The organism is Streptomyces sp. SirexAA-E (assembly GCF_000177195.2).
Classification (GTDB): domain Bacteria; phylum Actinomycetota; class Actinomycetes; order Streptomycetales; family Streptomycetaceae; genus Streptomyces; species Streptomyces flavovirens.
On the sequence record NC_015953.1, the window covers coordinates 221,300 to 247,143 of the forward strand.

General features: G+C 71.7%; 31 protein-coding genes and 3 pseudogenes. 15 read left to right on the forward strand and 19 right to left on the reverse strand.

Translation table 11 applies throughout. The annotated features are described in order from the left end of the window. Positions 1 to 15: 15 nt before the first annotated feature. The 3 genes and pseudogenes from SACTE_RS00875 (at position 16) to SACTE_RS00885 (ending at position 3,420) form a co-directional block, all read left to right on the forward strand. The gene (locus tag SACTE_RS00875; RefSeq protein WP_014044133.1) at positions 16 to 1,632 is read left to right on the forward strand and encodes a VWA domain-containing protein; all 1,617 of its coding nucleotides are present in this window, start codon (positions 16 to 18) and stop codon (positions 1,630 to 1,632) included. A 242-nt stretch (positions 1,633 to 1,874) separates the two neighbouring features. After that, positions 1,875 to 2,721, forward strand: a pseudogene (locus SACTE_RS00880) (LLM class flavin-dependent oxidoreductase). Positions 2,722 to 2,994: 273 nt separating this feature from the next. Further along, complete coding sequence (locus tag SACTE_RS00885; RefSeq protein ID WP_014044134.1) at positions 2,995 to 3,420, forward strand: DUF2267 domain-containing protein; 426 nt, start codon at positions 2,995 to 2,997, stop codon at positions 3,418 to 3,420. Positions 3,421 to 3,620: 200 nt separating this feature from the next. Here the strand turns inward: SACTE_RS00885 and SACTE_RS00890 are convergent, their stop codons facing one another. Both SACTE_RS00890 and SACTE_RS00895 read right to left on the reverse strand, forming a co-directional pair. Beyond that, on the reverse strand, positions 3,621 to 3,962 hold the full coding sequence (locus tag SACTE_RS00890) for a hypothetical protein (protein ID WP_014044135.1): 342 nt from the start codon (positions 3,960 to 3,962) through the stop codon (positions 3,621 to 3,623). Between the two features lie 276 nt (positions 3,963 to 4,238). After that, positions 4,239 to 5,174: an SDR family oxidoreductase gene (locus tag SACTE_RS00895; protein WP_014044136.1), complete on the reverse strand. Its 936-nt coding sequence runs from the start codon at positions 5,172 to 5,174 to the stop codon at positions 4,239 to 4,241. A gap of 139 nt (positions 5,175 to 5,313) precedes the next feature. Here SACTE_RS00895 and SACTE_RS00900 point away from each other — a divergent pair, with 139 nt between their 5' ends. Beyond that, a complete protein-coding gene (locus SACTE_RS00900) occupies positions 5,314 to 5,880 on the forward strand; it encodes a TetR family transcriptional regulator (protein WP_014044137.1) in 567 nt (188 codons plus the stop codon). Positions 5,881 to 5,989: 109 nt separating this feature from the next. Here SACTE_RS00900 and SACTE_RS34350 read toward each other — a convergent pair whose 3' ends face one another. Both SACTE_RS34350 and SACTE_RS32775 read right to left on the reverse strand, forming a co-directional pair. Then, positions 5,990 to 6,757, reverse strand: a complete 768-nt coding sequence (locus SACTE_RS34350) for a hypothetical protein (protein ID WP_014044138.1) — start codon at positions 6,755 to 6,757, stop codon at positions 5,990 to 5,992. 252 nt (positions 6,758 to 7,009) lie between these two features. Next, positions 7,010 to 7,331 (reverse strand): annotated as a pseudogene (locus SACTE_RS32775) (hypothetical protein); the annotation flags it as partial. A 135-nt stretch (positions 7,332 to 7,466) separates the two neighbouring features. Between SACTE_RS32775 and SACTE_RS00915 the strand changes: the two are divergent. Together SACTE_RS00915 and SACTE_RS34480 are read left to right on the forward strand one after the other, a co-directional pair. Then, positions 7,467 to 8,150, forward strand: coding sequence for an alpha/beta fold hydrolase (locus SACTE_RS00915; protein WP_014044139.1), 684 nt, complete (start codon positions 7,467 to 7,469; stop codon positions 8,148 to 8,150). A 37-nt stretch (positions 8,151 to 8,187) separates the two neighbouring features. Next, positions 8,188 to 8,352: pseudogene (locus SACTE_RS34480) on the forward strand (IS5/IS1182 family transposase); the annotation flags it as partial. 18 nt (positions 8,353 to 8,370) lie between these two features. Here SACTE_RS34480 and SACTE_RS00920 read toward each other — a convergent pair. Continuing rightward, on the reverse strand, positions 8,371 to 8,877 hold the full coding sequence (locus tag SACTE_RS00920) for a DinB family protein (protein ID WP_014044140.1): 507 nt from the start codon (positions 8,875 to 8,877) through the stop codon (positions 8,371 to 8,373). A 334-nt stretch (positions 8,878 to 9,211) separates the two neighbouring features. Between SACTE_RS00920 and SACTE_RS00925 the strand changes: the two genes are divergently transcribed. Then, positions 9,212 to 9,532: a DUF2795 domain-containing protein gene (locus SACTE_RS00925; RefSeq protein WP_014044141.1), complete on the forward strand. Its 321-nt coding sequence runs from the start codon at positions 9,212 to 9,214 to the stop codon at positions 9,530 to 9,532. A 114-nt stretch (positions 9,533 to 9,646) separates the two neighbouring features. Here SACTE_RS00925 and SACTE_RS00930 read toward each other — a convergent pair whose 3' ends face one another. Further along, positions 9,647 to 10,537 carry an NAD(P)-binding domain-containing protein gene (locus SACTE_RS00930; RefSeq protein ID WP_343236533.1) on the reverse strand — a complete coding sequence of 297 codons (891 nt, stop codon included), beginning with the start codon at positions 10,535 to 10,537 and terminating at the stop codon, positions 9,647 to 9,649. 23 nt (positions 10,538 to 10,560) lie between these two features. On the opposite strand from SACTE_RS00930, the gene SACTE_RS00935 reads away from it, so the two are divergent. Continuing rightward, positions 10,561 to 11,205 (forward strand): dihydrofolate reductase family protein, encoded by a 645-nt coding sequence (locus tag SACTE_RS00935; RefSeq protein ID WP_014044143.1) that lies wholly within the window; start codon positions 10,561 to 10,563, stop codon positions 11,203 to 11,205. A 26-nt stretch (positions 11,206 to 11,231) separates the two neighbouring features. On the opposite strand, the gene SACTE_RS35355 is transcribed toward SACTE_RS00935, so the two are convergent. Together SACTE_RS35355 and SACTE_RS00945 are read right to left on the reverse strand one after the other, a co-directional pair. Beyond that, positions 11,232 to 11,366, reverse strand: coding sequence for a hypothetical protein (locus SACTE_RS35355; protein WP_256059287.1), 135 nt, complete (start codon positions 11,364 to 11,366; stop codon positions 11,232 to 11,234). A gap of 120 nt (positions 11,367 to 11,486) precedes the next feature. Next, positions 11,487 to 12,248, reverse strand: coding sequence for a glucose 1-dehydrogenase (locus SACTE_RS00945; protein ID WP_014044144.1), 762 nt, complete (start codon positions 12,246 to 12,248; stop codon positions 11,487 to 11,489). 188 nt (positions 12,249 to 12,436) lie between these two features. On the opposite strand from SACTE_RS00945, the gene SACTE_RS00950 reads away from it, so the two are divergent. Beyond that, positions 12,437 to 13,054 (forward strand): TetR/AcrR family transcriptional regulator, encoded by a 618-nt coding sequence (locus SACTE_RS00950; protein ID WP_014044145.1) that lies wholly within the window; start codon positions 12,437 to 12,439, stop codon positions 13,052 to 13,054. Positions 13,055 to 13,081: 27 nt separating this feature from the next. On the opposite strand, the gene SACTE_RS00955 is transcribed toward SACTE_RS00950, so the two are convergent. The 3 genes from SACTE_RS00955 to SACTE_RS00965 all read right to left on the reverse strand — a co-directional run bounded on the left by SACTE_RS00955 (position 13,082) and on the right by SACTE_RS00965 (position 14,588). Beyond that, on the reverse strand, positions 13,082 to 13,612 hold the full coding sequence (locus SACTE_RS00955; RefSeq protein WP_014044146.1) for a GNAT family N-acetyltransferase: 531 nt from the start codon (positions 13,610 to 13,612) through the stop codon (positions 13,082 to 13,084). Positions 13,613 to 13,719: 107 nt separating this feature from the next. After that, the gene (locus tag SACTE_RS00960) at positions 13,720 to 13,986 is read right to left on the reverse strand and encodes a hypothetical protein (protein WP_026359066.1); all 267 of its coding nucleotides are present in this window, start codon (positions 13,984 to 13,986) and stop codon (positions 13,720 to 13,722) included. Positions 13,987 to 14,075: 89 nt separating this feature from the next. Next, complete coding sequence (locus SACTE_RS00965) at positions 14,076 to 14,588, reverse strand: VOC family protein (RefSeq protein WP_014044148.1); 513 nt, start codon at positions 14,586 to 14,588, stop codon at positions 14,076 to 14,078. Between the two features lie 149 nt (positions 14,589 to 14,737). On the opposite strand from SACTE_RS00965, the gene SACTE_RS00970 reads away from it, so the two are divergent. Continuing rightward, positions 14,738 to 15,289, forward strand: a complete 552-nt coding sequence (locus tag SACTE_RS00970; RefSeq protein WP_014044149.1) for a hypothetical protein — start codon at positions 14,738 to 14,740, stop codon at positions 15,287 to 15,289. Between the two features lie 33 nt (positions 15,290 to 15,322). On the opposite strand, the gene SACTE_RS00975 is transcribed toward SACTE_RS00970, so the two are convergent. After that, positions 15,323 to 15,910 (reverse strand): TetR/AcrR family transcriptional regulator, encoded by a 588-nt coding sequence (locus SACTE_RS00975; protein WP_014044150.1) that lies wholly within the window; start codon positions 15,908 to 15,910, stop codon positions 15,323 to 15,325. 70 nt (positions 15,911 to 15,980) lie between these two features. Between SACTE_RS00975 and SACTE_RS00980 the strand changes: the two genes are divergently transcribed. Further along, positions 15,981 to 16,874 (forward strand): NADP-dependent oxidoreductase, encoded by an 894-nt coding sequence (locus tag SACTE_RS00980; RefSeq protein ID WP_014044151.1) that lies wholly within the window; start codon positions 15,981 to 15,983, stop codon positions 16,872 to 16,874. 128 nt (positions 16,875 to 17,002) lie between these two features. After that, positions 17,003 to 17,893: an LLM class F420-dependent oxidoreductase gene (locus SACTE_RS00985; protein ID WP_014044152.1), complete on the forward strand. Its 891-nt coding sequence runs from the start codon at positions 17,003 to 17,005 to the stop codon at positions 17,891 to 17,893. A 128-nt stretch (positions 17,894 to 18,021) separates the two neighbouring features. On the opposite strand, the gene SACTE_RS00990 is transcribed toward SACTE_RS00985, so the two are convergent. After that, positions 18,022 to 19,038, reverse strand: a complete 1,017-nt coding sequence (locus tag SACTE_RS00990) for a YafY family protein (protein WP_014044153.1) — start codon at positions 19,036 to 19,038, stop codon at positions 18,022 to 18,024. Between the two features lie 94 nt (positions 19,039 to 19,132). On the opposite strand from SACTE_RS00990, the gene SACTE_RS00995 reads away from it, so the two are divergent. Then, positions 19,133 to 19,531 carry a VOC family protein gene (locus SACTE_RS00995; protein WP_014044154.1) on the forward strand — a complete coding sequence of 133 codons (399 nt, stop codon included), beginning with the start codon at positions 19,133 to 19,135 and terminating at the stop codon, positions 19,529 to 19,531. A gap of 54 nt (positions 19,532 to 19,585) precedes the next feature. On the opposite strand, the gene SACTE_RS01000 is transcribed toward SACTE_RS00995, so the two are convergent. After that, positions 19,586 to 20,179, reverse strand: coding sequence for a TetR/AcrR family transcriptional regulator (locus SACTE_RS01000; protein ID WP_026359065.1), 594 nt, complete (start codon positions 20,177 to 20,179; stop codon positions 19,586 to 19,588). A gap of 116 nt (positions 20,180 to 20,295) precedes the next feature. Between SACTE_RS01000 and SACTE_RS01005 the strand changes: the two genes are divergently transcribed. Beyond that, positions 20,296 to 21,309 (forward strand): zinc-binding dehydrogenase, encoded by a 1,014-nt coding sequence (locus SACTE_RS01005; protein WP_014044156.1) that lies wholly within the window; start codon positions 20,296 to 20,298, stop codon positions 21,307 to 21,309. Positions 21,310 to 21,366: 57 nt separating this feature from the next. Here SACTE_RS01005 and SACTE_RS01010 read toward each other — a convergent pair whose 3' ends face one another. The 3 genes from SACTE_RS01010 to SACTE_RS01015 all read right to left on the reverse strand — a co-directional run bounded on the left by SACTE_RS01010 (position 21,367) and on the right by SACTE_RS01015 (position 23,543). Beyond that, positions 21,367 to 21,738 carry a VOC family protein gene (locus tag SACTE_RS01010; RefSeq protein WP_014044157.1) on the reverse strand — a complete coding sequence of 124 codons (372 nt, stop codon included), beginning with the start codon at positions 21,736 to 21,738 and terminating at the stop codon, positions 21,367 to 21,369. Between the two features lie 162 nt (positions 21,739 to 21,900). Continuing rightward, entirely contained in the window at positions 21,901 to 22,077 is a 177-nt protein-coding gene (locus tag SACTE_RS34485) for a hypothetical protein (protein WP_014044158.1), read from the reverse strand. A gap of 353 nt (positions 22,078 to 22,430) precedes the next feature. Then, positions 22,431 to 23,543 (reverse strand): hypothetical protein, encoded by a 1,113-nt coding sequence (locus tag SACTE_RS01015; RefSeq protein WP_014044159.1) that lies wholly within the window; start codon positions 23,541 to 23,543, stop codon positions 22,431 to 22,433. 341 nt (positions 23,544 to 23,884) lie between these two features. On the opposite strand from SACTE_RS01015, the gene SACTE_RS01020 reads away from it, so the two are divergent. Then, positions 23,885 to 24,385: a GNAT family N-acetyltransferase gene (locus tag SACTE_RS01020; protein ID WP_014044160.1), complete on the forward strand. Its 501-nt coding sequence runs from the start codon at positions 23,885 to 23,887 to the stop codon at positions 24,383 to 24,385. A gap of 94 nt (positions 24,386 to 24,479) precedes the next feature. On the opposite strand, the gene SACTE_RS01025 is transcribed toward SACTE_RS01020, so the two are convergent. After that, positions 24,480 to 25,301 (reverse strand): PepSY domain-containing protein, encoded by an 822-nt coding sequence (locus SACTE_RS01025; RefSeq protein WP_014044161.1) that lies wholly within the window; start codon positions 25,299 to 25,301, stop codon positions 24,480 to 24,482. A gap of 213 nt (positions 25,302 to 25,514) precedes the next feature. Next, positions 25,515 to 25,760 (reverse strand): DUF5133 domain-containing protein, encoded by a 246-nt coding sequence (locus SACTE_RS01030; RefSeq protein WP_014044162.1) that lies wholly within the window; start codon positions 25,758 to 25,760, stop codon positions 25,515 to 25,517. Positions 25,761 to 25,844: the final 84 nt, after the last annotated feature.

The window sequence follows — 25,844 nt, forward strand, 5'->3', positions numbered from 1 at the left end:
GAGGGGATCAGGACCGTGGGGACGACCCCGAGCACGCTCGACGAGCTGATGAGCCGGTCCGGGAAGTGGCTGAGCCTGTCCACCACCTCCCGGCGGCACACCGCGGCCGTCGTCGCGGACCGGTTCGACCGGATCACATGGCGCGACACCTACGAGCAGTCGGCGGGACTGCGCGAGCTGGCCGAGGAGCTGAACGAGCGCCACGACCACGCCGGCGATCTGCTGACCGATGTGTTCCTGGCCGCCTACAAGGCCGGGCCCCGGTTGCGCGAGCGCGAGGAGATGGCCCCGTCGCGGCTGCTCAACCACCGGATCATCGCCTCACTGCTGGAGTCACCGGGCTTCGCCGAGCTGCACCGCGAGACGGCCGGCGACCCCTACGCCGCCGCGATGGCCGTACTCGCCCAGGCCGCCGCGCTGCGCCGGATGCTGGAGCGGTCCCGGGAAGCCCTGGAGCGGTCCGAGCAGGCGGAGAAGGCACAGCAGGACGCCGAAGAGGCGGCGAACGCCGTGGGCGAGGCGCTCCGCCAGGCCGCCGAAGAGGCCGACGGGGACGGCACCGTACCGGCTCCGGCCGCCGATGCCGTCCAGCGGTCGGTCGTGGCGGCCGAGACCTCCGAGGCGGACGCACGGCAGGCCGCCGAAGGCGCGGCGCAGGCCCTCGCCGAGGCGGCCCCCGGTATCGGTGCGGCCGCCCGGAACGCGGCGGCGAACGCCGCCGCGGCCGCGCGGGAGGAGGCCATGCTGATGCGGGCGTGGGGTGTCGCTCCCGGCGAGCTGGAGCGGATGCCGTTCGACGAGCGCGCCCGGCTCGCCGAGCGGCTGCGCACCGGTCGTCTCGCCCGGTGGGCCGAGCTGATCGGCCGCTTCCGGCAGATGGCCGACGGCGAGCGTGCCCGGAGGGTGGAGAACGCCACCGGGGAACTGGTCGGCGTGACGCTGGGCGACGACCTCTCCCGCGTCATCCCCTCCGAGCTGGCCAACCTCGGGCTGCCCGGGCTGCGGGCCGTGTTCGCCGCGCGCTACGCCGCCGGGGAGCTGATGCTCTACGACACTCAGGGGGAGCAGACCACCGGCAAGGGCGCCGTCGTCGCGTGCGTCGACACCTCGCACTCCATGTACGAGGCGGGTCCCGGCGGAGTCACCCGGGAGGCATGGGCCAAGGCGTGCGCTCTGGCCCTGCTGGACCAGGCGCGCCACGGCGGGCGTGACTTCGTCGGCATCCTCTTCTCCGCCGCCGACAAGCTCCAGGTCTTCCGCTTCCCGGCCGGCCGGCCCGCCGACACCGCCCGGGTGCTCGACTTCGCGGAGACCTTCCTCGGCGGCGGTACCAGCTATCAGACGCCTCTGACAGCGGCCGCGGACCTGCTGGAGGAGGAGTTCGACGCCACAGCCCGTACGCGCGGCGACATCGTGATGATCACCGACGACGAGTGCGGCGTCACCGAGGAGTGGATGCGCGGCTGGATCGGCGCCAAGCGCCGACTGGACTTCCGGGTCTTCGGCGTGGCCGTCGGCGCCCCGCTTGCCGCCGGCACCGGTTCGGTCCTGGAGGCCCTGTGCGACAACCTCCGTTCCGTCGAGGACTTCACCGACGTCCACGCCGCCGCCGACCTCTTCCGCGTGATCTGACCCGGCCGCTCCCCCGTTCACCGCTGGTCAGCGGTCGGAATCGCCCTGCCCTCGCCGGGCCGCCGGGCCGCCGGGCCGCCGGGCCGAAATCTCCTTGTTCCGCGAGACCGGCTCCCCTAGCGTGAGACCACTCCGACGAGACGTTCCCCAGAAGTACGCCGTAGAACGGGAACGCCCCACCTCACCGAGGTGCCGGAGGGGCGGCAGCACTCTGTCGCCCCTTCCCCCCGGAGGTCTCCTTCATGAACATCGGAATCGGCCTGCCCATCGGCGAGCCCGCCGCCCTGCTCACCTGGGCCGAAAGCGCCGACGCCGGGCCTTTCAGCACGCTCGGCCTGCTCGACCGCCTCGTCTACGACAACCCGGAGCCGCTGGTCGCCCTCGCCGTCCTGGCCGGCGCCACCTCCCGTATCCGCGTCCAGACCGAGGTGTTGCTCGCTCCGCTGCGCGACACCGCCCTCCTGGCCAAGCAGGCCGCCACACTGGACCCGCATGGCCGGTGGCCGTCTGGTGCTCGGTCTGGGCATCGGTGGCCGGGACGACGACCACCAGGTCACGGGCATCGACATGCGTACCCGGGGCCGTCGACTGGACGAGCAGATGGCGGTGATGCGCCGCCTGTGGTCCGGCACACCGTACGGCGACGGCGTCGGTCCGATCGGTCCCCCGCCCGCCCGTCCCGGCGGCCCCGAGGTACTGTTCGGCGGCTTCCGTCCGGCCGCGCTCGAACGCGTCGCACGCTGGGGCGACGGCTTCCTCGCCGCCGCCCCACCGTCCTGGGCGGGCGGCCTGTTCGACATCGTCCGCACGTTCTGGCGGGAGTACGGTCGCGACGGCGAGCCGCGCGTGGTCGCACAGGTCGATGTCGCGCTCGGCCCCCAAGACGTGATCGACGACGCCCGCTCGCGTATGCACGACTACTACGCCTTCACCGGCACGGCCGACCGGATGGTGGCCGGACTGCTCACCACGCCCACCGGGATCCGCGACGCGATCGCCGCCTTCGCCGGCCTCGGCGCAGACGAGGTCATGCTCTACTGCCACGGCCTCGACCCGCACCAGGTGGACCGCCTCGCCGACGCCCTCTGACGGTGGTTTCCGAGCCCGGCGGCCAACGTTGGAGATACTCGACGGCGTGTGGTTTGGTTGATGGAAGGCTCGTGAAGGGACCGTCAACGCACTGCCCGCCGTGACGGCGTGCCGGCCGATCGGCCGGCGTCCTGCCGACGGTCCGACGGTGCGAGCAGCACCGTCGGACCGTCGGCCGCAGCCCCCCGCTTCCGAGATCGAACGCTCCTCGAAGCGGCACCCGGACGTCGCATGCGCTACCGCACCTCACCGCACGGAGAGGGAGATCACCTCATGCAGCATGACGAATTGATAGGGAAGGTACAGGCGCTGGCTCAACTGCCGGGTCGTGGGCCTGCCGAGCGCGCGACCCAGGCGGTGTTGACCACGCTGGCCGAGCGGGTGCCGTCCGGACTCGCCCATCACATGGCCGCTCAGCTTCCTCCGGAACTGGCGGTGTGGCTTCGGGACGCGGCGGGCTCCTCGGCCGACGAGGCCGCACACTCCTCGGCCGAGCGCTTCGACCTCGCCACCTTCGCCGGGCGCGTGGCCGCCCGCGCCGGAACGGACGAGAGCGCGGCTCTGCGGGAGGCCGCCGCCGTGCTGGAGGTACTGGACGCCGCGCTCGCTCCGGAACTGATGGAGAACTTGACCGACGCGCTGCCCGCGGACATCGGCGAGCTGCTGCCCTCGGCCCGTGCCACCGACGACACGGACTGACACGGACGTCACGGCCCAACCCGTCGTGCCTCAGCCGCCCGTGAACCGCGGGCGGCTGAAGCGGCGGCCTGCGGGATCGCCACGCCCGTGCCAGGCGCTTACCGGGACTAGGCACACAACATGCGGATACGGCGCGACCGGTGCCGGTGGCCACCGGCACCGGTCGCGCCTTCGGCCCCTCCCTGCTTCTCAACCGCGGGTCAACGGTCGTAGCGCGTGGGCGGATAGGGGTCGCGGTCCTCACGGGCCCGCAACTGGTCGGGCTTCATCTCGCCGCGCTTGACCTCGCGGTCGATCTCCGCCTTCTCGGCCCGGTAGGCGTCCGTGTCTTCGACGCGGGTGCGGGACGGTGTGTCGGTGGCCGGGGGCACGTTGTCCGGGTTGTAGTCGGCGACGCCCGCATCCACGCGTTCCTGCTCCGTGCGCGTCTCCAGCGCCCTGTCGTCGGGACGCCGCGGCATGCCCCGGCTCTCGCCCGGCTCCCGGGGGGTACGGTTCTCCGGGCTGCGGTCCGGCTTGGGGTCGCGGTCTCGCTCGGTCATGTTTCCTCCCGGAAATCCCGTAGGACGGGTGACGCCGACCCGGCTGCCCGGCACGCGCGCCGGGACCGGCCCGGTGCCGACCTCCCATCGCATACGGGATGAAGGGGTACGAACTTCTTGCCTTCCATGCTGGCACCGCCCCGGCTTCCCCGCTCGACGCCGGAATCGACGGCCCCGCGCGACCGGCCGCCGAACCCTGGCACGGAGACGGACGGCGCGGCATCCGCCACCGACACGGGAACGGCGGGCGGCGGCGAAATCACGTGCCGCGGGGGGTCAGACGGACGGAGCGGCGAAGTAGTGGCCCTTGTCGAGGTCCTCGACGAGCCCGGGCCCGGTCGGCTGCCATTCCAGCAGTTCGCGGGTGTACGCGCTGGAGGTGGGGCTGTCCATGCCGAGGAAGCCTGCCAGCCAGGCGAAGTGTCCGGCCGCGTCGTCAGGCGAGACCGAGGCCACGGGCAGACCGAGGTGCCGCCCGATCACCTCGGCGAGGGTACGGATCGGGACGCCCTCGTCCGCGACGGCGTGCAGCGTGGAGCCGGCCGGAGCCCCCTCCAGGGCCAGACGGAAGAGGTGCGCGGCGTCGGACCGGTGCACGGCGGGCCACCGGTTGGCGCCGTCGCCGATGTAGCCGGAGACACCCTTCTCACGGGCGGTGGCGACCACGGCGGCAAGGAACCCCTGGTCCCCGTCGCCGTGCACGGTCGGAGGAAGCCGTACGACCGACGAGCGGACACCCCGCTCCGCGAGAGCGATCGTCGCCTGCGCGTTGGCGAACCTCCCGGCGGGGCCGGTGGCCCCTGGGGCGCCGGCCGGGGCGGGCAGCAAGCCGTCCCGCTCGGTCGCGACCCGCCCCGGGGCCAGCCCGACCGTTCCGGACGCGATGAGGAACGGGCGGTCGGTGCCCGCGAGCGCCTCACCGAACGTGTCGATGGCGCGCCGGTCGGCATCGGTGGCCTCCTCGAAACCACCGCTGAAGGCGATGTCGTGCTTGAAGGCGAGGTGGATCACGCCGTCGGTCTCGGCGGCCGCGCCGCGCAGGATGTCGAGATCGTCGAGCGTGCCGCGGAGCACCTCGGCGCCGGCCTCCGTGAGGGCGGCGGCCGAGGCCTCGGAGCGGGCGAGCCCGACGACCTGGTGACCGGCGCCGATGAGTTCGGGAACGACCGCTGAACCTATCCAGCCGGACGCACCGGTGACGAAGACACGCATGAGGAGAACCTCCAGGTAGGCCGACCGCCCTTGCCGCAGGGCCTCGGAGGCCCTGGACGAGGAGGGACGGTTCGATGTCAGTGACTGTCTTCAAACCGTAACACCGATGACAGTGACTGTCATCGCGTAGGATCGGGGCATGGGTCGATGGGAACCGAACGCGCGCGGTCGGCTTGAGCAGGCGGCGCTGGCCCTCTACAGCGAGCGCGGCTTCGAGCAGACCACCGCCGCGCAGATCGCCGAACGCGCCGGGCTCACCGAGCGGACGTTCTTCCGCCACTACGCTGACAAGCGTGAGGTGCTGTTCGGGGGCGCGCACGCGCTGGAGGAGGCTTTCGTCGACGCTCTCACCGGTGCCCCGGACACCGCCGCGCCGATCGACGCGATGGCGTCGACGCTGGAGGCCGTCGCCTCCTTCTTCCGGGAACGTCACGAGTTCGCCCGGCAACGCCAGGCCGTCATCATGGCGAACGCGGAACTGCGCGAGCGTGAGCTGATCAAACTCGCCTCGCTGTCCTCGGCACTCGCCGCCACGCTGCGCCGGCGCGGTGTCAAGGACTCCGTCGCGGCCCTCACGGCGGAGGTGGGCATCGCGGTCTTCAAGGTCGGGTTCGAACGCTGGGTCGAGGACGACGGGAAGCGCCCCTTGGCGGACTTCCTGCGGGAGTCGCTCGGCGAACTCACCGTGGTGGCCTCGGGCGACTGACGTCAGGCACGGCTCATGTGCGGCGGGCGGCAGGCACCCGGGCACGATCGCGCGGACCGGGCGCGGCTACCGGAGCGGGGCGGAGTGCCGCCGGAAGCCCGAGGCCGGGTCAGACCGGCCGAGGGCCGTACAGACGCTCCGCACGGGCCGCGCGCCGTCGCCGGGCATCGCGCCACCGCACCCCGAAGTGGACGCCGGGCAGCAGCACCACCCAGACCGCCGCCAGGACGAGCCATCCCCGGTTCTCGTGCCCGTGGCCGCCCGAAGCGAGGGCACCCGCCATTCCCGCCGGAACCACGGCGACAGCCGACCACACCGTGCACATGCCGAAGAACCGGAAGCCGTACGGCAGCCCCTCCTCGGCTGCCTTCCGGGCGCGGGCGAGGAGCGTGACCCCCACGTAGAGGAGGTAGCAGGCGAGCGTCAGGCAGATCGCGCCCAGACCCGCCTGCCACTCGGGCTCGCTCTCCGGGCTGTCCCTGGTCTGCTGTGTCACGCCGCCGCGGCCGAGCGCGGTGGCGTAGTCGCGCCACCGGGTGACGGTGACCTCGTCACCCGGCTTCAGCCGCTCGAAGAGCGGCCCGTCCGCCCCCAGGTCCACCTCGCCGGGGACCGCCTCCGGCCCGTCCAGCCGCACCTTGTACTCCGGGTTCCTGCCGCCCGTCCGCTCCGTGCTCCGGACGGTGGCGCTCGTCGAGTGGAAGCAGTCGGCGCGGGCTTGTCCGTCCGCGCACGTGTCGGCCGAACGGAAGGCGCGGACCGTGCCCACAGCCTCGGACACCGAACCTACGAAACCGGCCAGAGCGAGCAGCAGCACGAGGGCCCCGAGCAGGGAGCCGACTCCCCATCCCCGCCACCACCAGGGCCGACGAGACACGGAACGGCCCCCGCTCGGCCGCCCCTGGGAAGGAGGCCGAAGAAAGGCCCTCGAGCTGTTTCCCTGAGAGCCGCCGCGTGGTGGTATTCCGGATTTCACGCCACATACGTTACGGCTCCGGCGGTGCGGCCCGGGCGACGCCCGTGGCCCCAACGCCGCGGCAGCCAAACGGCAGGAGGCTCACCGTACGGTGCCTCGACGCCCGGCGTGCCGAGCCGGACTCCGCCTGACGAACCCGTCCACCACGCCTCGGCGGGACTTGTGAACCACCCGGATGTCGCCGGCACTCTGCGCGTCGAGGTCGTCCGGTTCCTCGGCGGGAACCCGCAGTTCGGGGATGGTCCGCCCGTCGTCCTGCTGGAGGGGGTGGCGGACCAGGAAGTCCGACCCGACCTCGAATCGGGTGACGTAGCCGACGCCGTTGTGCTTCATGTTCCGGTCCCTCGCGATCCTCGTCTCGTCGTCCTCGTCGAGGGCCGGGTGGAAGAGCGGCTGCTCGACGAGCCGGGGCGGCCGGGCAGCCCGTTCGACCCACGGGCGAGCCCGGCTCCTGAGGACCGGTCGAGTGCCACAGGGTCACCGTCTCCCACGGTGCACGCTTCACGGTGAGTGAGCCGGAAGCGCTGAAGGTGAACGAGGCCAGAGCCTGTTGTCAGAGCCCCTCGATAGCGTCGCGGCAGCCAACCGCCCTCTCTTCGGGAGAACCACCGTGGACATCCTGCTCATCGCCGGCCTGTGGCTCGACGGATCCGCCTGGGACGACGTCGTGCCCGAACTCATCGCGCTCGGCCACCGTCCCGTGCCGCTCACCCTCCCCGGCCAGGGCGACGGCGCTGCCTCCGCGACGCTCGACGACCAGCTGGAAGCAGTCCTCGCCGCGGTGGACGCGGTGCCCGAAGACGCCTTGGTGGTCGGGCATTCCGCAGCATCGACCCTGGCCTGGCTGGCCGCCGACGCACGACCGGAGAAGGTGGCCAAGGTCGCCCTGGTGGGCGGCTTCCCCACCGCCGACGGAAAGGCCTACGCCGACTACTTCGCGATCGAGGGCGACGTCATGCCCTTCCCGGGCTGGGAACCCTTCGAGGGCCCGGACGCCGCCGATCTGGACCAGCGGGCCCGGGACCGCTTCGCGTCCGCCGCCGTTCCCGTCCCGGAAGCGGTCGCCAGGGGCGTCGTACGCCTCGCCGACGAGCGCCGCTTCGGCATCCCCGTCGTGGTTGTCTGTCCGGAGTTCACCCCCGCCCAGGCCGCGAAGTGGATCGCCGCCGGTGAGAGTCCTGAGCTCGCCCGCGCTGCGCATGTCGAGTACGTGGACCTCGACTCGGGCCACTGGCCGATGGCCACCCGCCCCCGCGAACTCGCCCGTGTCCTGGCCGAGGCCGCCCACCGCTGACGCTGCCCGGGCCGGGTGGCAGGCCGACGTGGGCAGCGGCCGGCCCGCAGGCTTCGACAAGACGATCTACAGGCGCAGGAACGAGGTCGAGCGGACGAACAACGCCTCGAAGAACTCCCGGACCGTGGCCACAAGGTTCGACGAGCGCCGCTCCGTCTTCCACGGCACCGTCACGGTCGCCTCGATCCGACTCCGGCTCCGCCCGTCAGCTCCGTCGTATCTACCAGCCGGTCGTGCCGTCGAGCATCTCGCGCAGGATGTCCAGGTGGCCGTTGTGGCGGGCCGTCTCCTCCGTGAGGTGGAGGAGAATCCAGCGCAGGTCGACGTGGAGGCCGTTGCGGATGGTTCCCACGGCCCGCTCGTCCAGGTCGTTTCCGGCGACCAGTTCGCGGTAGCGGGCGCTCTGTTCCGCGTACTCGTCGAGCAACTGCGTGAGCGGGAAGTCGACGGCGATACGCATCTCGCGGTCGGGGTCCTCCTCCGTCATGGGGGCCCGGTCCTCCTCACCGAGGAAGATCACCTGGAACCAGTAGTACTCGACCCAGCGCAGGTGGTTGATCACTCCGCTCATCGTCATCAGCGGTGAACCCGGCAGGAGCACCTTGCGTGCGTTCTCCGAGGAGACGCCGACGCACTTGGCGCGGGCGGTTTCCCGTGCGTAGTCGAGAAACGTGGTGAGCTGGGTGCGCTCATCCCACGCGGGCGGTGTGTCATCGATTCCGGTCATCGCGCGAAGCGTCCCTGATCACCGCGCCCGCTGTCGAGGTGTTTGTCACCGGACCCGGCCTGCTCCACCCAGCGCCTTTCCCAGCGGGCCGCCTGTTCGCTGACTGCGAGGGCCTCGGCGACGACGGTCCACCGGGCCCGCTGTCGCCCGCACCTCGGGCATCACAAGGTGCGCGTACCGGCATCAACCAGGGAAAATATGAGAAAGAGCGGCAAACCCTGCCCTCACGAACATCGACCGGAGACACACAGACGACGGATGTCCTCCCAGGCCCGGTACGAGCATCACGAGCAGGACGGGCCCGGCTCGGCGCGATGAGACCAAGGAGTGTTCCATGACCGCGCACACCACCGTGCACGAGGTTCTGAAGGCATTGGACGCGGTTGACTTCCCCGCGGGCAAGGACGATCTGCTGACGGCCGCGCAAGCCGCCAACGCGCGAGACGAGGTGATCAAGGCGCTGCAAGGCATTCCGGCGGAGCAGTACGGCAACCGCGAGGACGTGGCTCACTCGGTGCGCCTCGACCCTGATTCGGACATGGACCGGACCCCGGGCCAGAAGGGGCAGCAGGCCCGCCAGGGCGGCAAGCCGGGCCTCTCCCAGCATCTGCGGGACACGCCGAAGCCCCCGGTCGACGAGGAGTTGGAGCGATAACGCCCGTAAGCCCGCACCGCCGCGATCCTTGCCGGGCCGCGCACGTGGGGACACGTGCACGGCCCGGCAGTTGCCGACATGGGGCGATCCGAAGTGCGGACCGGCAAGCGGTGGTCAGGCGGGGGCCTCGAAGGTGCCGGGGCTGTCGGGAGTCGCCTGCCAGTCCGGCGTCCTCTGCCGGTCGGCGTCGGCGAGCGCGCGCTTGACGCCTTCGGCGTCCTTGTCGGCGGTGTACACGGGGGATCCGGGCTGCTGGCGCCAGGATTCGTCCAGGCCACCGGTGTCCACCGAGTCGAAGCCCAGCTCGTCCACGAGGTCCATGACGACCGCCTTGGCCCTCGGGTCGTCACCGGCGACCGGCAGAGCGATACGTCCGGGGGTGCCGGCCGGGCGACCGTTCTCGGCCAGGTGCTGGGCGTAGATGTTGTTGAACGCCTTGATCACCGGGTGGTGGAGCTGCCGCTCGACCCACCGGCTCTCGGGCAGGCCGGCTTCGATCTCCTCGATCTCGCCGTCTCGCTGGCGCGGGTAGTAGTTTCCGGTGTCCACGACGATCAGGTTGTCCGGTACTCCCTGGAACAGACCCGACGGCAGGTCGGGGACCCGGATCTCCGGGATCGTGACGATGACGAGATCCGCTCCGGGCGCCACCTCGCTCACGGACACCGCCCGCGCACCTGTCTCCGACGCGAGGTCGGCGAGGGTCTGTGGTCCGCGTGAGTTGGCCACCGCGACCTCGTGCCCGAGAGCGGTGAGCCGACGGGTGAGCGTGCCGCCGATGTTGCCGGCGCCGATGATGCCGATCTTCATGCGCGTCTCCTGTCCTCGCGCGGGGCCGAGCCGACCTTGCCGCCGGCCACGGTCCGCTCCTGCCAGCGTGCGACGGCCGGTGCCGGTGGTGCAAACGAGGCGGGTCCCGGCGGATACGCTTGCCGGGCCGCTCATGGGGCAGCGGGGGCACCCAGCGATGAGTTCTTCCGGCCCGGGGAGTCTCACCGGTGTCATCGACGACCTAGGAGAAAAAAAGCATGGCGCAACTGCTGAGAGTCCAGAACTTCACTGTCTCGAGTGACGGGGTCGGTGCCGGTGCGGAACAGAGCCTCGATCGACCGTTCGGCCACGTCGATCCGCAGAGGCTGTTCGCGTGGGCCGGCGCCACGGCGAGCTGGCCCGGGCGCACCGACCCCGGCGGGAGCCGCGGTCTGGACGACTACTTCACGCGGGACTTCACCCACAACATCGGCGCCGAGATCATGGGGCGCAACAAGTTCGGTCCCGTGCGCGGCCCCTGGAACGACCTCGAGTGGCAGGGCTGGTGGGGGGACGAACCCCCCTTCCATACCCCGGTATTCGTCCTGACCCACCACCAGCGGCCTTCGTTCACGCTCGCCGACACCACGTTCCACTTCGTCGACGGTGATCCGGCCACGGTTCTCGATCAGGCGCGGGAGGCGGCGCAGGGCAAGGACGTCCGACTCGGCGGCGGGGTTTCCACCGTGCGGCAGTTCCTGGACGCCGACCTCGTCGACACGCTGCACGTGGCCGTAGCCCCGGTGAAGCTGGGATCCGGGCTACGGCTCTGGGAGTCTCCCGATGAGTTGCTCGACCGTTTCGAGCTCGAAGTCGTGCCCAGTCCGAGCGGCGTGGCCCATCATCTGTTCTGGCGGAAGTAGGGCGAGGTTCCCCGTCTGCCGGGCGGTCACATCGTCGCTGTCACACCCTCGATGAGCATGGACAGGACCGACTCGAACAGGTCACCCGGCGGCTCGGAGGCGGATACGTCTTCGATGCGGCGAAGGTGCGGCAGTTCTCCGGCCGCCGGATTCGGGGGCACGCCGGTCCACGCGGCCGGTTCGGACCCGGCCGCGTACCCGGAAGACCCGGCCGCCCGGGATACGGTCCGGCCGCGTCCGGTCTCCTGCAACCGGTGCGGTCGGCTCCGGACAACCGCGCCTCAGCCGGCCAGGACCGCGACACCGACGCGTCCACCGTCGACGTCCACCACCGTCCCGTGCACGAAGGCGGCCTCGTCGCTCGCCAGCCAGACCGCCGCCTGGGCGATGGCCTCGGGACTGCCGACCCCTCCCGCCGGAGTGCCCTTCATCATGCTCTCGCCCGGGTGCGGCTCGGCGGCGGGCGTGACGATCACGCCGGGCGAGACGGCGTTCACCCGTACGCCCTGAGGTCCGAACTCAGCGGCCCAGGCCCGCGTGAGGGTCTCCATCGCCCCCTTGGTGGAGCTGTAGAGGGTGCCGACCGGAATGCCCAGCCGGGCGACCCACGACCCGAGATTGATGACGGCCCCGCCCCCGGCCCGCACCATGGCCGGAGCGATCGCGGCGGTCAGGAAGAAGGGGGCCTTGACGTTCACCGCGTAGACGCGGTCGAAGGTCTCCTCGTCGGTGTCGGTGGTGGTGGACCCCGGGAAGATGCCGGCGTTGTTGACCAGGATGTCGATCCGGCCGCCCAGCGCCCCGGCCGCCTGCTCGGCCAGGCGGCCGGAGGCCGCGGCGGTACCGTCGAGATCCGCCGCCACGAAGTCGGCACGGCCCCCGGCGGCGCGGATCTCCTGCACGATCCGTGCCCCCCGTTCCTGGCTGCGGCCCGACACGACCACATGGGCCCCTTCGGCGGCGAACGCCGTGACGATCGCCCGCCCGATGTTGCTCGTCGATCCCGTGACGAGCGCGGTCTTGCCCTGAAGCCGTCCACCCATGACGTGTCTCCTCTTCTCGTACGCACTCCCGCGGCCGGAGAAGTCGGCCGACCGGCTCCACGGGGCGGCCCGGCGGTCCGGACCACGGGACCGACTGTGCTCCGCCAAAAATGGACCGGCAAGTCCAGCCCGAGCAGGCGGCCTGTGCCCCATACTGGACTCATCAGTCCAGTCCAGGAGGGTGCCCGATGCCGAACGCGTCGACCGCGTCGACCGCGAAGGGGCGTGCCACACAGGCCCGTATCGTCGAGGGCGCCGCGCAGGTGCTGCGCGAAAGAGGCATCGCCTTCACCACGCTCGACGACGTGCGCGCCCGCACCAGCACGAGCAAGAGTCAGCTCTTCCACTATTTTCCGGGCGGCAAGGACGAACTGCTCCTGGCGGTGGCCGAGTTCGAAGCGAGCCGCGTACTGGAGGACCAGCAGCCCCACCTGGACCGCCTGGATTCCTGGGAGTCCTGGTACCGGTGGCGGGACGCCGTCGTGGAACGCTACGAGCTGCAGAACGACCAGTGCCCGCTGGGCAATCTGTTCCTTCACATCGGCCGTTCGGAGCCGGGCACGCGGGCGATCGTCGTCGAGCTGATGCGCCAGTGGCAGGAACGCATCGCCAACGGTATCCGCGCACTCCGCAGCCGCGAGCTGATCCCTGCTTCCGTGGACGTCGACCGAAGCGCGGCCGCGCTGCTGGCCGGTATCCAGGGCGGGGTGTCGATCATGATGTCCACCGGCAGCTCGGCCCACCTCAGAGCCGCACTCGACACCGGGATCGACCAGCTCCGCACCGCAACGGCCCACGAGCGCTGAACGGCCCCGCGGTATCCGGCCTGAGGTTCAGCCGACCCGTCGGGCCAGCACCTGCCCCGGCCATGAGCCGACCAGGAAGCGGTCGGTGGGCGTGAAACCGGTGCCCTCGTAGAACGCCACCAGTGCACCCCCTCCCCCCGCCCAGCAGTCGACCCGCAGAAGCCGCACGCCGGCCCGCCGGGTCTCCTCGGCGGCATGGTCCAGCAGGGCCGCCCCGATGCCCCTCCCGGCGTGCCGTCGGTCGGAGACCAACAACCGGACATACCGCTCGGGTTCCTCGGCCGGAGGGATCGGCACCTGAGGGCTGGGCCCTGAGTCCAGCACCAGGGCTCCGACCGGGGTTCCGGCCAGCTCCGCGATGTACGGGGTGTTCGCGGTCGTGTACCGCTCGACCCGCGCCACCCCGCCGGGCTTCTGCGAATACGGCGTCGTGCCCCACTGCTCGGTGTTGCCTCGGCCGTTCATCCAGGCCACGGCGGCGTCGAGCATGGCAAGAATCGCGGGCGCGTCGGTCAGGCCGCCTGGTCTGATGCGTATGTCGTGTGCGGTGTCGTTCACGGCGGAAGCCTAGATGTCGCTCCACCCGGCGGGGTGCGCGGGCGGGCCCGGCGGTTCCGCGCGGTGACCGGCTCGCGTCCGGTCGCCCGGCCCCGCGCGTTCCGCGCCTAAGGGGTGTCGCCGACCCAGTCCCAGCGGCCCGTGTCACCCGGCCGCGGCTGGTACTCCGCCCGGCCGCCCGGTCCGTGCATGCCGATCTCCGTGGTCAGCGCCGCCCCCGTGGTCAAGGACTCCGGAGGCCGTCCCGTCACATCGAGGAGCAATCCGTCGAGGGGGCCTCCCACCAGCTCCGCGTAGTCGCGGCCCGGCTGCTCGTACCGTTCGGGGTCGTCGTGGTCGGCGCCGTACACGCGCCGCCGCATGGGCTCAGTCATGCAGGGCATGATCGCACCGGCCACTGACACCGCCGGTGCGGCCCCGGTGCGGCGGCCGGGCATGCACCGCCGCACGGGGCGCGCTCCCCTCAGGGCCTCCAGCGGCGCCTGGCCGAGCCCTCTTCGTACGGCTGCGGGTCGGGGTAGGTCAGCAACTCCAGGGTGCTCCCCCAGGGCGTGCGGAGATAGGCGAATCGGTTGCGCGGCCCTTCCTCCGGCCCGGGGAGCGGCTGAGGAGGCGCGAGAGGAGTGGCGCCGGCCTCGACGGCGCGGGTCACGGCGGCGTCCAGGTCGTCGACGTACAGGGCCACGTGCTGCCAGCCGAAGTCGGTGGGCAGAGCGGGCGGTTCCTGGTGCGGTGCGCGGAACTCGAAGAGCTCCAGACCCGGTCCGTTCGGCAGGGCCAGCATGCGAACCGCTCGCTGCTCGGTGCCCTCCGGCGCCCCGAGCCGCTGTTCCAGCTCAGGACCGGTCCGTGGACCCTCGTCCCTCCGCAGCGTGTCGTAGAGCACTTCGGCGCCCAGCGCCCTCCCGAGAAACAGCGTCGCGGTCTCCAGGTCCGGAACCGTGACCCCTACATGATCGATGCCTCGCACAGTCATGGACGCATGTTCTCCGAAGCCGCCGCCACTCCCCCGTATTGAGGGCGTGTGGCTTCCCCGCCGCGACGGACGCACGACGGCCCATCCGGCCGACCGGCGGAGGTGATGCCCACTCAGGTGTGCCCGGGTGGCCCATAGCATCGCCTCCCATGAGCACCGTTGTCGTCACCGTCACGCTGGCGTTCGTCGGCTACATAGCCACCTACCTCAACGGGCTGCGTCTGGCGCAGAGGCAGGAACGCCTGGCCCGCCTGAACCGCCAGCTCAGCGATTTCTACGGACCGCTGTTCGCTCTCACGGAGGCGAACAGCCGCATCTTCGGCGCGTTCACCCAGCGCAACGCCCGCCCTGACGGCAGGTCACCCTTCGTCCACGAGATCCCGCCCTCGGAGCACGAGCTCGCCGAATGGCGGTTGTGGGTCGACACCGTCTTCCTCCCGAACATCCAGGCGATGCGCGACCTGGTCATCGGACACGCCGACCTCCTGAGCGAATCGGAGATGCCGCCGATCCTGCTTCAGCTGTGCGCTCACGTATCCGGCTACGAGATCACGTCAGCCCGGTGGGAGCAGGGCAACTACGACCAGCACCTGTCCGTGGTGCCCTTCCCCAGCGAGGAGATGGCCGCGTACGCGCGGCGCTCCTTCGCGAGCCTCAAGCAGGAGCAGAGCCGTCTGCTCGGGGGCCGGCGAAGCCGCTGATCCGCTCGCGCCGGTTCTCCGGATCCGTCACCCTCACGCACGTACACGAGAACGCCCGGCCTCCCAGGCCGCCTCGATCATCGGGAAGATCTCGTCCACCGCGGCCTCCGGATCAGCCGCCTCACGGGCCAGCGCATAGGCGTCGACCACGAATCTCGCGATCGTCCGGCCGACCGTCGCGGTCCGTGACAGTTCCAGATCGGCGGCGATGGCCGCTGCCAGCGTCTCCGCGTGGCGCAGCCGCATCGACTCGTCGTACCTCCTCAGGGCCGGCGATTCGTCGATCATGCGCCAGATCGGGGCGGCGCCGTCCGCCGTGCAGTGGCGCACCAAGGCGTGGACCTCGCGGCGCAGCGCGGGGATGAGCGGCTCGTGCGGCGCCCGGCCGGTGACCGCCCGCGCGAGGCGTTGCTCGAAGTCTTCGTCCTGCTCGAACACCAGGGCCTCTTTGGAGGCGAAGTGGGAGAAGAGCGTGGTGACGGCGACGTCGGCCTCGGCGGCCACTTCCCGGATGCCCACCGCGTCGTACCCGCGCTCCAGGAAGAGCCGCAGGGCGGTGTCGGCGATCTTCTGGCGGGTCGCGGCCTTCTTGCGTTCACGGCGTCCGGGCGGCTCGGTCATGCGGTGATGCTATCAGCTACGAACCCGTAACGACTTCGAAAAGCTAACGGTTAGTGCTACGGTCCACCGCATGAAGAAAGTGAGCTTCGCCGAGTTCGGCGGCCCGGACGTACTACGACTGACAGATGCCGAGGAGCCCCATGCGGGCCCCGGCCGGATACGCATCGCCGTGCGGGCGGCGGGTGTGAACCCCGTCGACTGGAGGATCCGTGAAGGGCAGGTCCTCGGGGCCCATCCCGTCGAGTTGCCCGCCGGTGTCGGGCTGGACGCCGCCGGGGTGGTGGACGAGGTGGGCGAAGGCGTCGAGGGGATCGAGGTCGGCGACCATGTGTTCGGCGAAGGCTCCAGCACCTACGCCGAGTTCGCCGTGCTGTCCGCCTGGGCCCGGATGCCCGAGGGTCTGACCTACGAGGAGGCCGCCGGGTACCCCTCGGTGGTGGAGACCGCGCTGCGCATCGTTCGCGAGGCCGGTGTACGGCCCGGGCAGACACTGCTGGTCAGCGGCGCCTCCGGCGGGGTCGGATCGGCGGTGCTGCAGATCGCCCGCGACCGCGGCATCACGGTGATCGGCACCGCCGGGGCCGCGAATCAGGAGTATCTGCGGAGTCTGGGTGCCCTCGCCACGACGTACGGCGAGGGCTGGCCCGAGCGGGTGCGGCAGCTCGGCCGCGTCGACGCGGCCCTGGATCTGTCCGGTTCGGGCGTGATCCGCGAGCTCGTGGAGCTGACCGGGGACCCGGGGAAGGTGGTGTCCATCGCCGATCTCGACGCACCGAAGCTCGGTGTCCGCTTCTCCGGTGTGGCGGGGAGCGTGCCGGACGCGCTCGCCGAGGCAGCGGCCCTCATCGCGCGGGGGAGGCTCCACATACCGGTCGAGAAGTCGTACACGCTCGACGAGGCGGCGGCGGCACACATCGACAGCCAGGCCGGACACACACGCGGACGCCGGGTCATCGTCGTCTGAGGTGTCCTCCCCCGTGGCCCCGGCCCCGTGCCGGGCGGGGCCACGAGGGAGGCCACCCGTTCGACGTACCCCAGGCAGCGATCGGGCCCTGCCGGGAATAGCGGCCACGAGGCGGTGTTGATCACACCATGACTTCTGAGACACGCGAGGCATTCGGACGGGTCGGCATCTGGAGCGGTGCGCTGCACGAGTCGAGGGTGGACGACGCGGGCAGGAAGGCGATCGCCCGGGCGCTGTCAGAGCTCGAGGAGCTGGGGTACGGCACCGTCTGGATCGGGGGCAGCCCGTCGCCGGACGACGCCGCGGCTGTCGTCGCCGCCACCCGCACGATCACCGTGGCCACCGGCATCCTGAGCATCTGGGACCACACCGCGCAGGACGTGGCGGCACGGATCGCGGCGATCGACGCGCACGCGCGCGGGCGGTTCGTCCTCGGCCTGGGGGTCAGCCATGGCCCGATGGTGCCGCAGTACACCAAGCCGTACAGCTCGATGGTGGCGTACCTCGACGCTCTGGACGCCGCCACCCCGCCCGTGGGTGCCGGAGCACGGGTCCTGGCGGCGCTCGGCCCGAAGATGCTGAAGCTCGCGGCCGGCCGGGCACTGGGCGCGCACCCCTATCTCGTCACCGCCGAGCACACGGCGGAGGCACGCGAGGCGCTCGGCCCCGACGCGTTGCTGGCCCCCGAGCTGTCGGTGGTGCTCGACACCGACCTCGACCGGGCCCGTACCACCGCGCGGACCATGCTGGCGATGTACCTCCGGCTCCCCAACTACACCGACAACCTGCTGCGCCTGGGGTTCGCGGAGAGCGACTTCGAGGACGGCGGAAGCGTCCGCCTCCTCGACGCCCTCTTCGCCCTGGGCGACGCCGAGCGGGTGAAGGCACGGACGCGGGAGTACCTGGACGCCGGTGCCGACCATGTCGCGCTCCAGGTCCTCACCGCCGACGAGGGCGGTTCCGGCCTGCCGCGGGCCGAGTGGCGTGAACTGGCCGAGGCGTTCGGCGACGAGCTGTAGCGGACGGCCGGTAGGGGAGGGCCGCGCCGTCCCGGGCGGGGCCCTCCCCTGCCGGAGCCCGGGACCGCGGGAGGCTCCCCGCCGGGAGCGTCCTGCGCGACGGCGGTCCCCGGCGGCCTGCCCGTCGTTCACGGAGACGGTCGTCGCCGGGCGGACCGGGCCAGCCGGTCGGCGAGTTCCTCGACGAGGCCGCGAAGCTCGTCCGGTCGCTCGATGACGAACGGCCGGTCCAGCGAGGCGAGCACCCCCGGCAACCAGTCGAGCCGCTCCACCCGCAGCTCCACCCGGCACCAGCGTTCGTCCCCCGGAGCCTCCGTGCCCGGAGCCGGGGACAGGCCCGGAGCCGGGGACTCCCGCACGGTCGCGACGCCCGCGGGAAGCCTGGTACGGATCTGCTCGGGCGTCCCCTGGATCCGCAGGACCACCTCGTGCCGGTAGGCGGCCGTCGCGAACCCGGACAGGACGCGCTCCGCGGGATCGAGTCCGGCAGGCGGTGCGAACGAGCCGGGCAGGGTCGCCACCCCGGTGATGCGGTCCAGCCGGAAGGTGCGGTTCTCGTCGATCGCGGGGTCCAAGCCCGTCACGTACCACCTGCCCGAGTGGGCGACGAGCCCGTACGGGTGCAGTGTGCGCTCGCTGCGCCGGCCGTCGGCGGCGGTGTACCGGATCGTGAGGGGCCGGTGATGGCGTACGGCATCGGCCGTCGAGAGCAGGACGCCGACGTCCGGGGTGGCCGACGCACCGGACGGGGCCGTGAAGGCAAGAGTGCCGAGCACCGAGTCGAGTCTGCGGGCGAGCCGCTCGGGCAGCACCCGCCGGACCTTCGCCGCCGCCGTCTCGCTCGCGGTGCCCGCGGCCGTCGTCAAACCGGCGCGCTGCCCCGCGACCAGGCCGAGCAGCACGGCCAGCGCCTCGTCGTCGCTGAGCATGAGCGGCGGCATGCGGTAGCCGGAGGTGAGCCGGTAGCCGCCGTAGCGGCCGCGCACCGATTCGACGGGCACGTCGAGGTCGAGGAGGTGGCCGACGTACCTGCGCACCGTGCGCTCGTCGACGTCGAGCCGCTCGGCGAGCTCGGACACGGTCCGGACACCGCCCGACTGCAGCAGTTCCAGCAAGGTGAGGACGCGGGACACGGGACGGGACATGTCCGAAAGTCTGCCGCACATACCGGGCGGGTTCTGTCCGGTATCCGTCGTAGCGTGCGAGCACAGGAAGAACCCGCACCACCAGGAGAGAACCATGGACTTCGTGTCGATCCGCATCATCACGGGCGACGTCGCCCGCCTCGTCGCCTTCTACGAGCGCGCCACAGGCGTACGGGCGGACTGGTTCACCGAGGACTTCGCCGAGCTTCGGACCGCCTCGGCCACACTCGCGATCGCCGGCACCCGTACCGTGCCCCTGTTCGCCCCCGGCTCGGCCGCTCCGGCCGACAACCGCAGCGTCATCCTCGAATTCCTCGTCGACGACGTGGACGGCGTCCACAGGAACCTGTCCGGGTTCGTGGAGGACTTCGTCAACGAACCCACCACCATGCCCTGGGGAAACCGCGCGCTCCTGTTCCGCGACCCCGACGGCAACCTCGTCAACTTCTTCACCCCGGTCACTCCGGCCGCGATCGAGAAGTTCGCTCGCTGAGGACGCGCGACCGGCCCCGGAGCCGCGAAGCCGCGACCGTCCCCCCGGGACGCGTCAGGCGCCCGTCCGGGGCCGTGAACCGTCCAGGGCCAACGTGATCAGCCTCGGTACGAGCGTGTCGTCCCAGGACGTGCCGCTCAGCAGGACACGGGCGAAGAGGGGGCCGCTGACCGACTCGATCAGCAGGCCGGGGTCCGTGTCCGGGGCCAGCTCGCCCCTGTCGACGCCTCGTTCGACCATGGCGGCGGCCCGCTCCAGCCGGTCCGTCCAGTAGGCGCGGCGGCGGTCGTCCAGGGTGTCGTCGCGTTCGACGCTCAGGCGGAGCAGCGCCTGTCCCTGCGCGCCGGCCAGCAGGGAGGCCAGTGCGCCGAAGAAACGCTCCAGGTCCTCGCGCACGTCACCGGTGTCGGGGATCGGCAGGGCCGCGTCGAGTTCCGTGGTGAGTGCGTCGAGGATCAGGTTCTCGCGCGTCTTCCACCGCCGGTACACCGATGTCTCGTGGACTCCGGCCGAGCGGGCGACGGCGGCCACGGTCGCTCCGGCCAGTCCTTCGGTCGCGAGGATGTCGACCGCGGCGGCGAGCACCGCTTGCCGCATGCGCTCCCCTCGTCGGCGGAGCGGCTGCGCGGCGGGCTGCGAAGGCGTCATCCGGCCAGCGTAAAGCAAGGCTCCTTGCTTTACGAGATTCGAGAGCCGTACCCTTAACGCAAGGCGACTTGCGTAATCAGTGAACGCAGGACCCGCCGCGCACCAAGGAGGCCCCCATGGACCAGATGCTCGCCGCCCGCCTGCACATACCGAGCCGCACCCTGCGGATCGAGGAGATACGCCGGCCTCAGCCGGGGCCCGGCCAGGTGCTGGTCAAGGTGGAGGCGGCAGGGGTCTGCCTGTCGGACGCGCATCTCATCGACGGAACGCTCACCCCCCTGCTGCTGGACGGCGACACCGTCACGCTCGGGCACGAGGTCTCCGGAACGATCGCCGAAACCGGCGCGGGCGTCACCGCCTGGTCGGTCGGTCAGCGCGTGGTGCTGTACGCGGGCGAGGTGCGCGACGGTGCCACCTACACACGCGGCGTGGACTACGACGGCGGCTGGGCCGAGTACGCCTTGTCGTCGGCGACCGCGTTGACGGAACTGCCGGACTCCATCCCCTTCGAACAGGGCGCGATCATTCCTGACGCGGTGTCGACTCCGTGGGGCGCGATCACCGCGACCGGGGCCGTCAGGCCTGCCGAGGCGGTGGGCGTGTGGGGCGCCGGGGGGCTCGGCGTACACGCCGTCCAGCTGCTGCGCGCCATCGGTGCCTGCCCGATCATCGCGGTCGACCCCAGCGGAACCGCCCGCGAGCGGGCCCTGGCCGCCGGAGCCGACCTCGCCCTGGACCCGGCCGATTCCGCTCTGCGGGAGACCGTCGCCGCGGCGACGGGCGGCACAGGTCTCGCCGCCGCCTTCGACTTCGCGGGGGTGCCGGCCGTACGTGAACAGGCGCTCACCGTCCTGGCCCCCAAGGGCAGGCTTGTCCTGGTCGGGCTGACCGACCGGCCCCTGACGGTCACGGACGGCACCAGGTTCAGCTACCTCCAGCAGCAGATCCTGGGCCATTACGGCTCCGACATGCCGGTCGCCCTGCCCCAGCTGCTGCGGCTCGTCCAGTCGGGACGGCTCGACTTCGCGGGATCGGTCAGCGATGTCCTGCCGCTCGCCCGGGCCGCCGAGGCGGTCGACATCCTGAACGACAGGACGACCAGCCCCATCCGCTTGGTACTGCGCCCCTGACGCCGCCGCCGGGGCCCGGATGTGCGGCACCACCACGCGGTAGCGGGTGGACGGTCGTCAGCGCCCGCCCACCTGCGCGGCGGGCTTGGCGCAGACGCAGAAGAGATTGTCCTCGGGGTCGGCGAGAACGACGTAGTCGTCCTCGGGATCGTCCGTGACGTGCCGGACCGTCCGCGCGCCGAGTCGGACGAGCCGTTCGACCTGCGCTTCCATGTCGTCGCTGTAGAGATCCAGGTGCATCTGGTCGCGGGCGGTCACGGGCGTGAGCGCACGTTGCAGTGAGATGGTGCCGCGGTCACCTCGCAGAAGCCGGAAGGTGTCCCCCGGAGCCGTCGAGGACGGCCGGAGACCGAGCGCCTCACACCAGAAGCGGGTCATGGCGTCGATGTCGGCGCAGTTGACGACTGTGCTGCCCAGGCGGATACCCATGGGTGATCAGGTTTCCCGCGCGCCCATCCCCAAACCGGCCGTCACCGGCCGATACGCCACCCGGCTCGGCCCTCACCCCATCGGCCGGGCGCAGGCGGGGACGGGAAGGGGGCGCGGCCGTGACGGCCGCGCCCCCTTCCCGCACGAGCGGGCCCCACATCGTCACCGCCGACGGCCACGTCCTCCCCAGCCGGCCCCTACGCCCGCCACGTGAAGGGCCAGGACGGTGAGCCCGAGAAGCATGACGTTGACCGACGAGAACACCTCGTTCGTCCCGATGTCGGCGGCATTGATCAAGAAAGCGATGAAAAACAGCACTGCGGCAACGATACCGAGCACGATGGAGCTCCTTCCGCTGTGGTGGTGCAGCACGTGTACCCCTGCACAGCGCGGTCAGACCGATGTGCGCCGACCGATGCCCGCCCTACCCGCCCGAGTCCGTCAGGGCCTCGGACCAACGGCCGCAACCGGTTGACCCGCCGTCAACTCCCCGGTCGAGCCGACGGGGAACGGGCCTGGTGTCACGAGGACGACGCCCCGCTCCGGAAGGTCGCCGCCGCGGACGCCGCGCAGCACGGCAGGCGGGAATCACAGCACCGGCCGGCATACGACCAGGGCGGTGCACAGCCTCCGCGCACCCGCCCCCGGCGCGGCCGGCCGGCTCCGGCCGAAGCGGGCGGCGCCGACCGGAGTCAGCTCGTCCGCGCACGGGTGCTCACAGAGCTCACCGGTGCGCCGGGCTGGGCCGCCTTGCCGGGCCGCAGGGTCCAGGGCACGGGTTCGGTGTTCGTCAGCCACCCTTCGGCGATCAGCTGCCGGACGATGTAGATCCGCAGCCGACGCGACTGCTTCCGGTCGGCCAGACCCTGGCAGAGCTGCTTGACCGACGGGCCATGACCGTGCGCCGCGCGGAATTCCGCGGCGAACTGCGCCGCCCGCGGGCCCGGTTGGGGGTGGCTGTGCCTCCACGCGGCGTAGGCGGCGAGCACCTTGTCGTCGAGCTGGGCGGGGACCGGCTTACGCATGAAGGCCTCGGACACCCTGCCCGGCGAGAGCGAGCACCGGGGGCAGTTCTCGACGGCCTCGACGTGCCGGCGCAGTGCCACGCTCGCCTGCGCCTTCCACGCGTCCCAGCTCAGCGGTTCCGCCACGTCCTCTTCCCGGGCGCGGACCGCGGGCGCGGGCGGTGGGCGCATGCCCGACAGATGCCGTACGGCATCGGCCAAGAGATAGGTGGTGCCGTCCAGCTCCTTGAGGAAACCCTTGGCCAACAGGTCGGGGAGGACCGCCCGGCAGTGCTCGGGCATATCCGCGGGCAGGGCGCCGGGCAGGTCGGGCTTGGCGTGAGCGGCCAGGTACAGGGCGGCCAACCGCATCGCGGGCGGTGTCTTCTTGACCGGCTTGGCGTTGAGCGTACGGCTCGTCCAGCCCGACACCCGGGACCGCTTCACCTTGCCGAAGGGAAGCAGGCGATCGGGGCCGTCGGCGAGGCCGGGCACGGCGATGCCGACGGGGATGTCCGGGTTGCCCCCGATCAGGTCGCCCCGCACCTGCCACCCCAGGGCGGTGACCGCGGCCACCGCGCCTTCGGCGTCGGCCAGGCGCAGTGACCGCAGGTCCTGGCCGGTGAGGTTGCCGACGCCCTTCTGGGCGGCACGGATGGCGACGACCACGGCGAGGAGCTGGGCGTCCGCCGCGCGCAGCGGCAGGGAGGTGACGTACGAAAGAAGCCGGCGGGCGGCCTCTCCCTGCTGAGGGGTCAGCAGGAACGGGACCGGAGACGGGGCACCCGTGGTCGCGGTCACAGAGATCGGGCTGGGTGATGGGCAGGGCACGCCGTGCACAACGCCGGCCCGGCGCAGAGGTCACTGTCGAGCCCTGCGGGCGGACTCCGGTGGGCCGCTTTTCGGCCACCCGAGGGGCCGGGCACAGGGACCCGCGAGCGCCGAGCCCCTGTCGGCACCGCCCCGAGGACGACGCCCGCCCGGAAGACGGCCCCCGTCCGGACGGCTGCCCCCGTCCGGACGGAACCGGGGGCGTCCCGGTCCGGACGCGGCCCTCCAACCCCGGCCGGCCGATCTCCGCCGCTCCCGGCCGCGGAGGAAATCCGTGGTGGCGGGCGGTCCCGACCGATTACCGTCCGCCCATGACCATGCTGCAGCGACTCAGGGCCGACCACGCCCCCGCCCTGCTGGCCTTCGAGCGGGAGAACAGGGCGTATTTCGCGGCCTTCGTCCCGGACCGCGGCGATGTCTACTTCACCCGGTTCGACGCGCGCCACGCGGAGCTGCTGGCGGAACAGGCTGCCGGGGCACACCATTTCCACATCCTCGCCGACACCTCGGGCGCGGTCCTGGGCCGGGTCAATCTCGTGGATGTGGCGGACGGCTCGGCGGAGGTGGGGTACCGGATCGCCGAGCGGGCCGCGGGGCAGGGCCTGGCCACCTCGGCGGTCCGGGAGGTCTGCGGCCTCGCACGCTCCAGGTACGGCCTGCGCTCCCTCCGGGCTGTGACGACCGTGGACAACCCCGCTTCGCAGGCCGTGCTGGCCCGTGCGGGCTTCGTCGTGGGCGGTGGGACCACCCTGGGCGGACGTCCCGGACTGCGTTACGCACGGGACCTCGACGACGAGGACGCGGACGTCTGAGACCATCGCCGTCCGGTACACGCGGGGCGGCGAACGCGGATCGGTGGCGAACCGCCGCGCGGTCCGCCACCGATCCGAGTGGGTGGAGTGGATATCAGTCGTTGTCGACTTCCTCGTTGGTGATCTTGCCGTTCTCGGCGTCCACGTCGAAGGTCGTCTTCTTCCAGTCCTCGGTGACCACGTCGACCTGCCAGACCAGGGCCTGGCTGTCGTTCTCGTCGAGCTTGACCGAGGTGACCGTGCCCTTCTTCTTGTCCGTGGCGACCTTGGCCGCCTGCTGCGGCGTCTGCTTCGCCTTGGCGATCCGGTCGGCCATCTGCTGCTTGTCGGACTCGCTCTGGTCATCGTCCGGCTTGGAGTCGAGCACCTTCCCCGACACCGCGTCGACGGTCACGACGTGAGCGGTGCCGTTCTCCTCGACGACCTCTGCCTTCCACTGGGGACCGGCAGAGCTGCCACTCGGGCTGGGGCTGGTGCTGCCCCCGGGGCTCGCGCTGGCGGAGGCCGACGGGCTCGCGCTGCCGCTGGCGTCGGCGCTCGGGCTCGCGCTGCTGCTGCTGTCGTCGACGCCCTCGAGCTCCAGCTCGGTCAGCTTGCCGCCCGACACCTCGCCGACCGCGGTCGTGGCAGCCTTGGAGAAGGTGACCTTGACGGCCGAGAGCGTCTCCTTGCGCTTGGCCTGGTCCTCGGTCAGCTGCGCCGTGCTGGTGGGACTGCCGGAGACGCTGGAGGAGGGGCTGGTCGACTGGTTCGGCATGACCTTCGCGGCCTCGGAGGTCGCCGAGGACGTCCCGCCGCTGTCCTGGCCGCAGCCGGTCACGAGGGCGGCGGCGAGGACGGCGCCCAGGGCGCCGACGAGGCGGAGGCGGCGGGTGCGCGGGGAGACGGACTTGTTTCGTGGGGACTCAAATCTCATACCCGCATCACTAGCCGCCCGGCCGATCGGTCATGTTGGCCGACAGGCGCCTGTCACCCGATCGACGGCGCGGTCCGCCCGTTCGCCGTCGTCACCACACCGCGTGTGGCGCCCGGACGGCACCGGGGCGACCGGCACGGCTCCCGGCCCGCGCACAGCGGACGACGCCGGTCCGAGAGGACCGGCGTCGTCCGGCGGGGCTCCGCGCGGCTGTCAGGCGGTGAGTTCAACCTCGGACAAGGGCGACGGCGAGCCTGCCGGCAGCACGGCGCGCAGCTGCGTCTCCGCGGCGAGCAGCGCGTCGGGGACGGTCCTCGTTCCCGTGGTGACGCAGAGGGTGTAGGACACGTCCTCGAGGTGGCGGCTGCTCTCGGAAGTACCGAGCCGTGCGTGGGCACTTCGCAGGGCCTCGTAGCGCTTGACGAGTTTCCGCAGCGTCGCGGGATGGGCAATCAGCACGGCAGTTCCTCTCTGCAGGGCGGCCGGGAGCGCGTGGCCCCGCGCCGACGAAGGACGATCGCGCCGGCGATCCGCCTGGCGTCA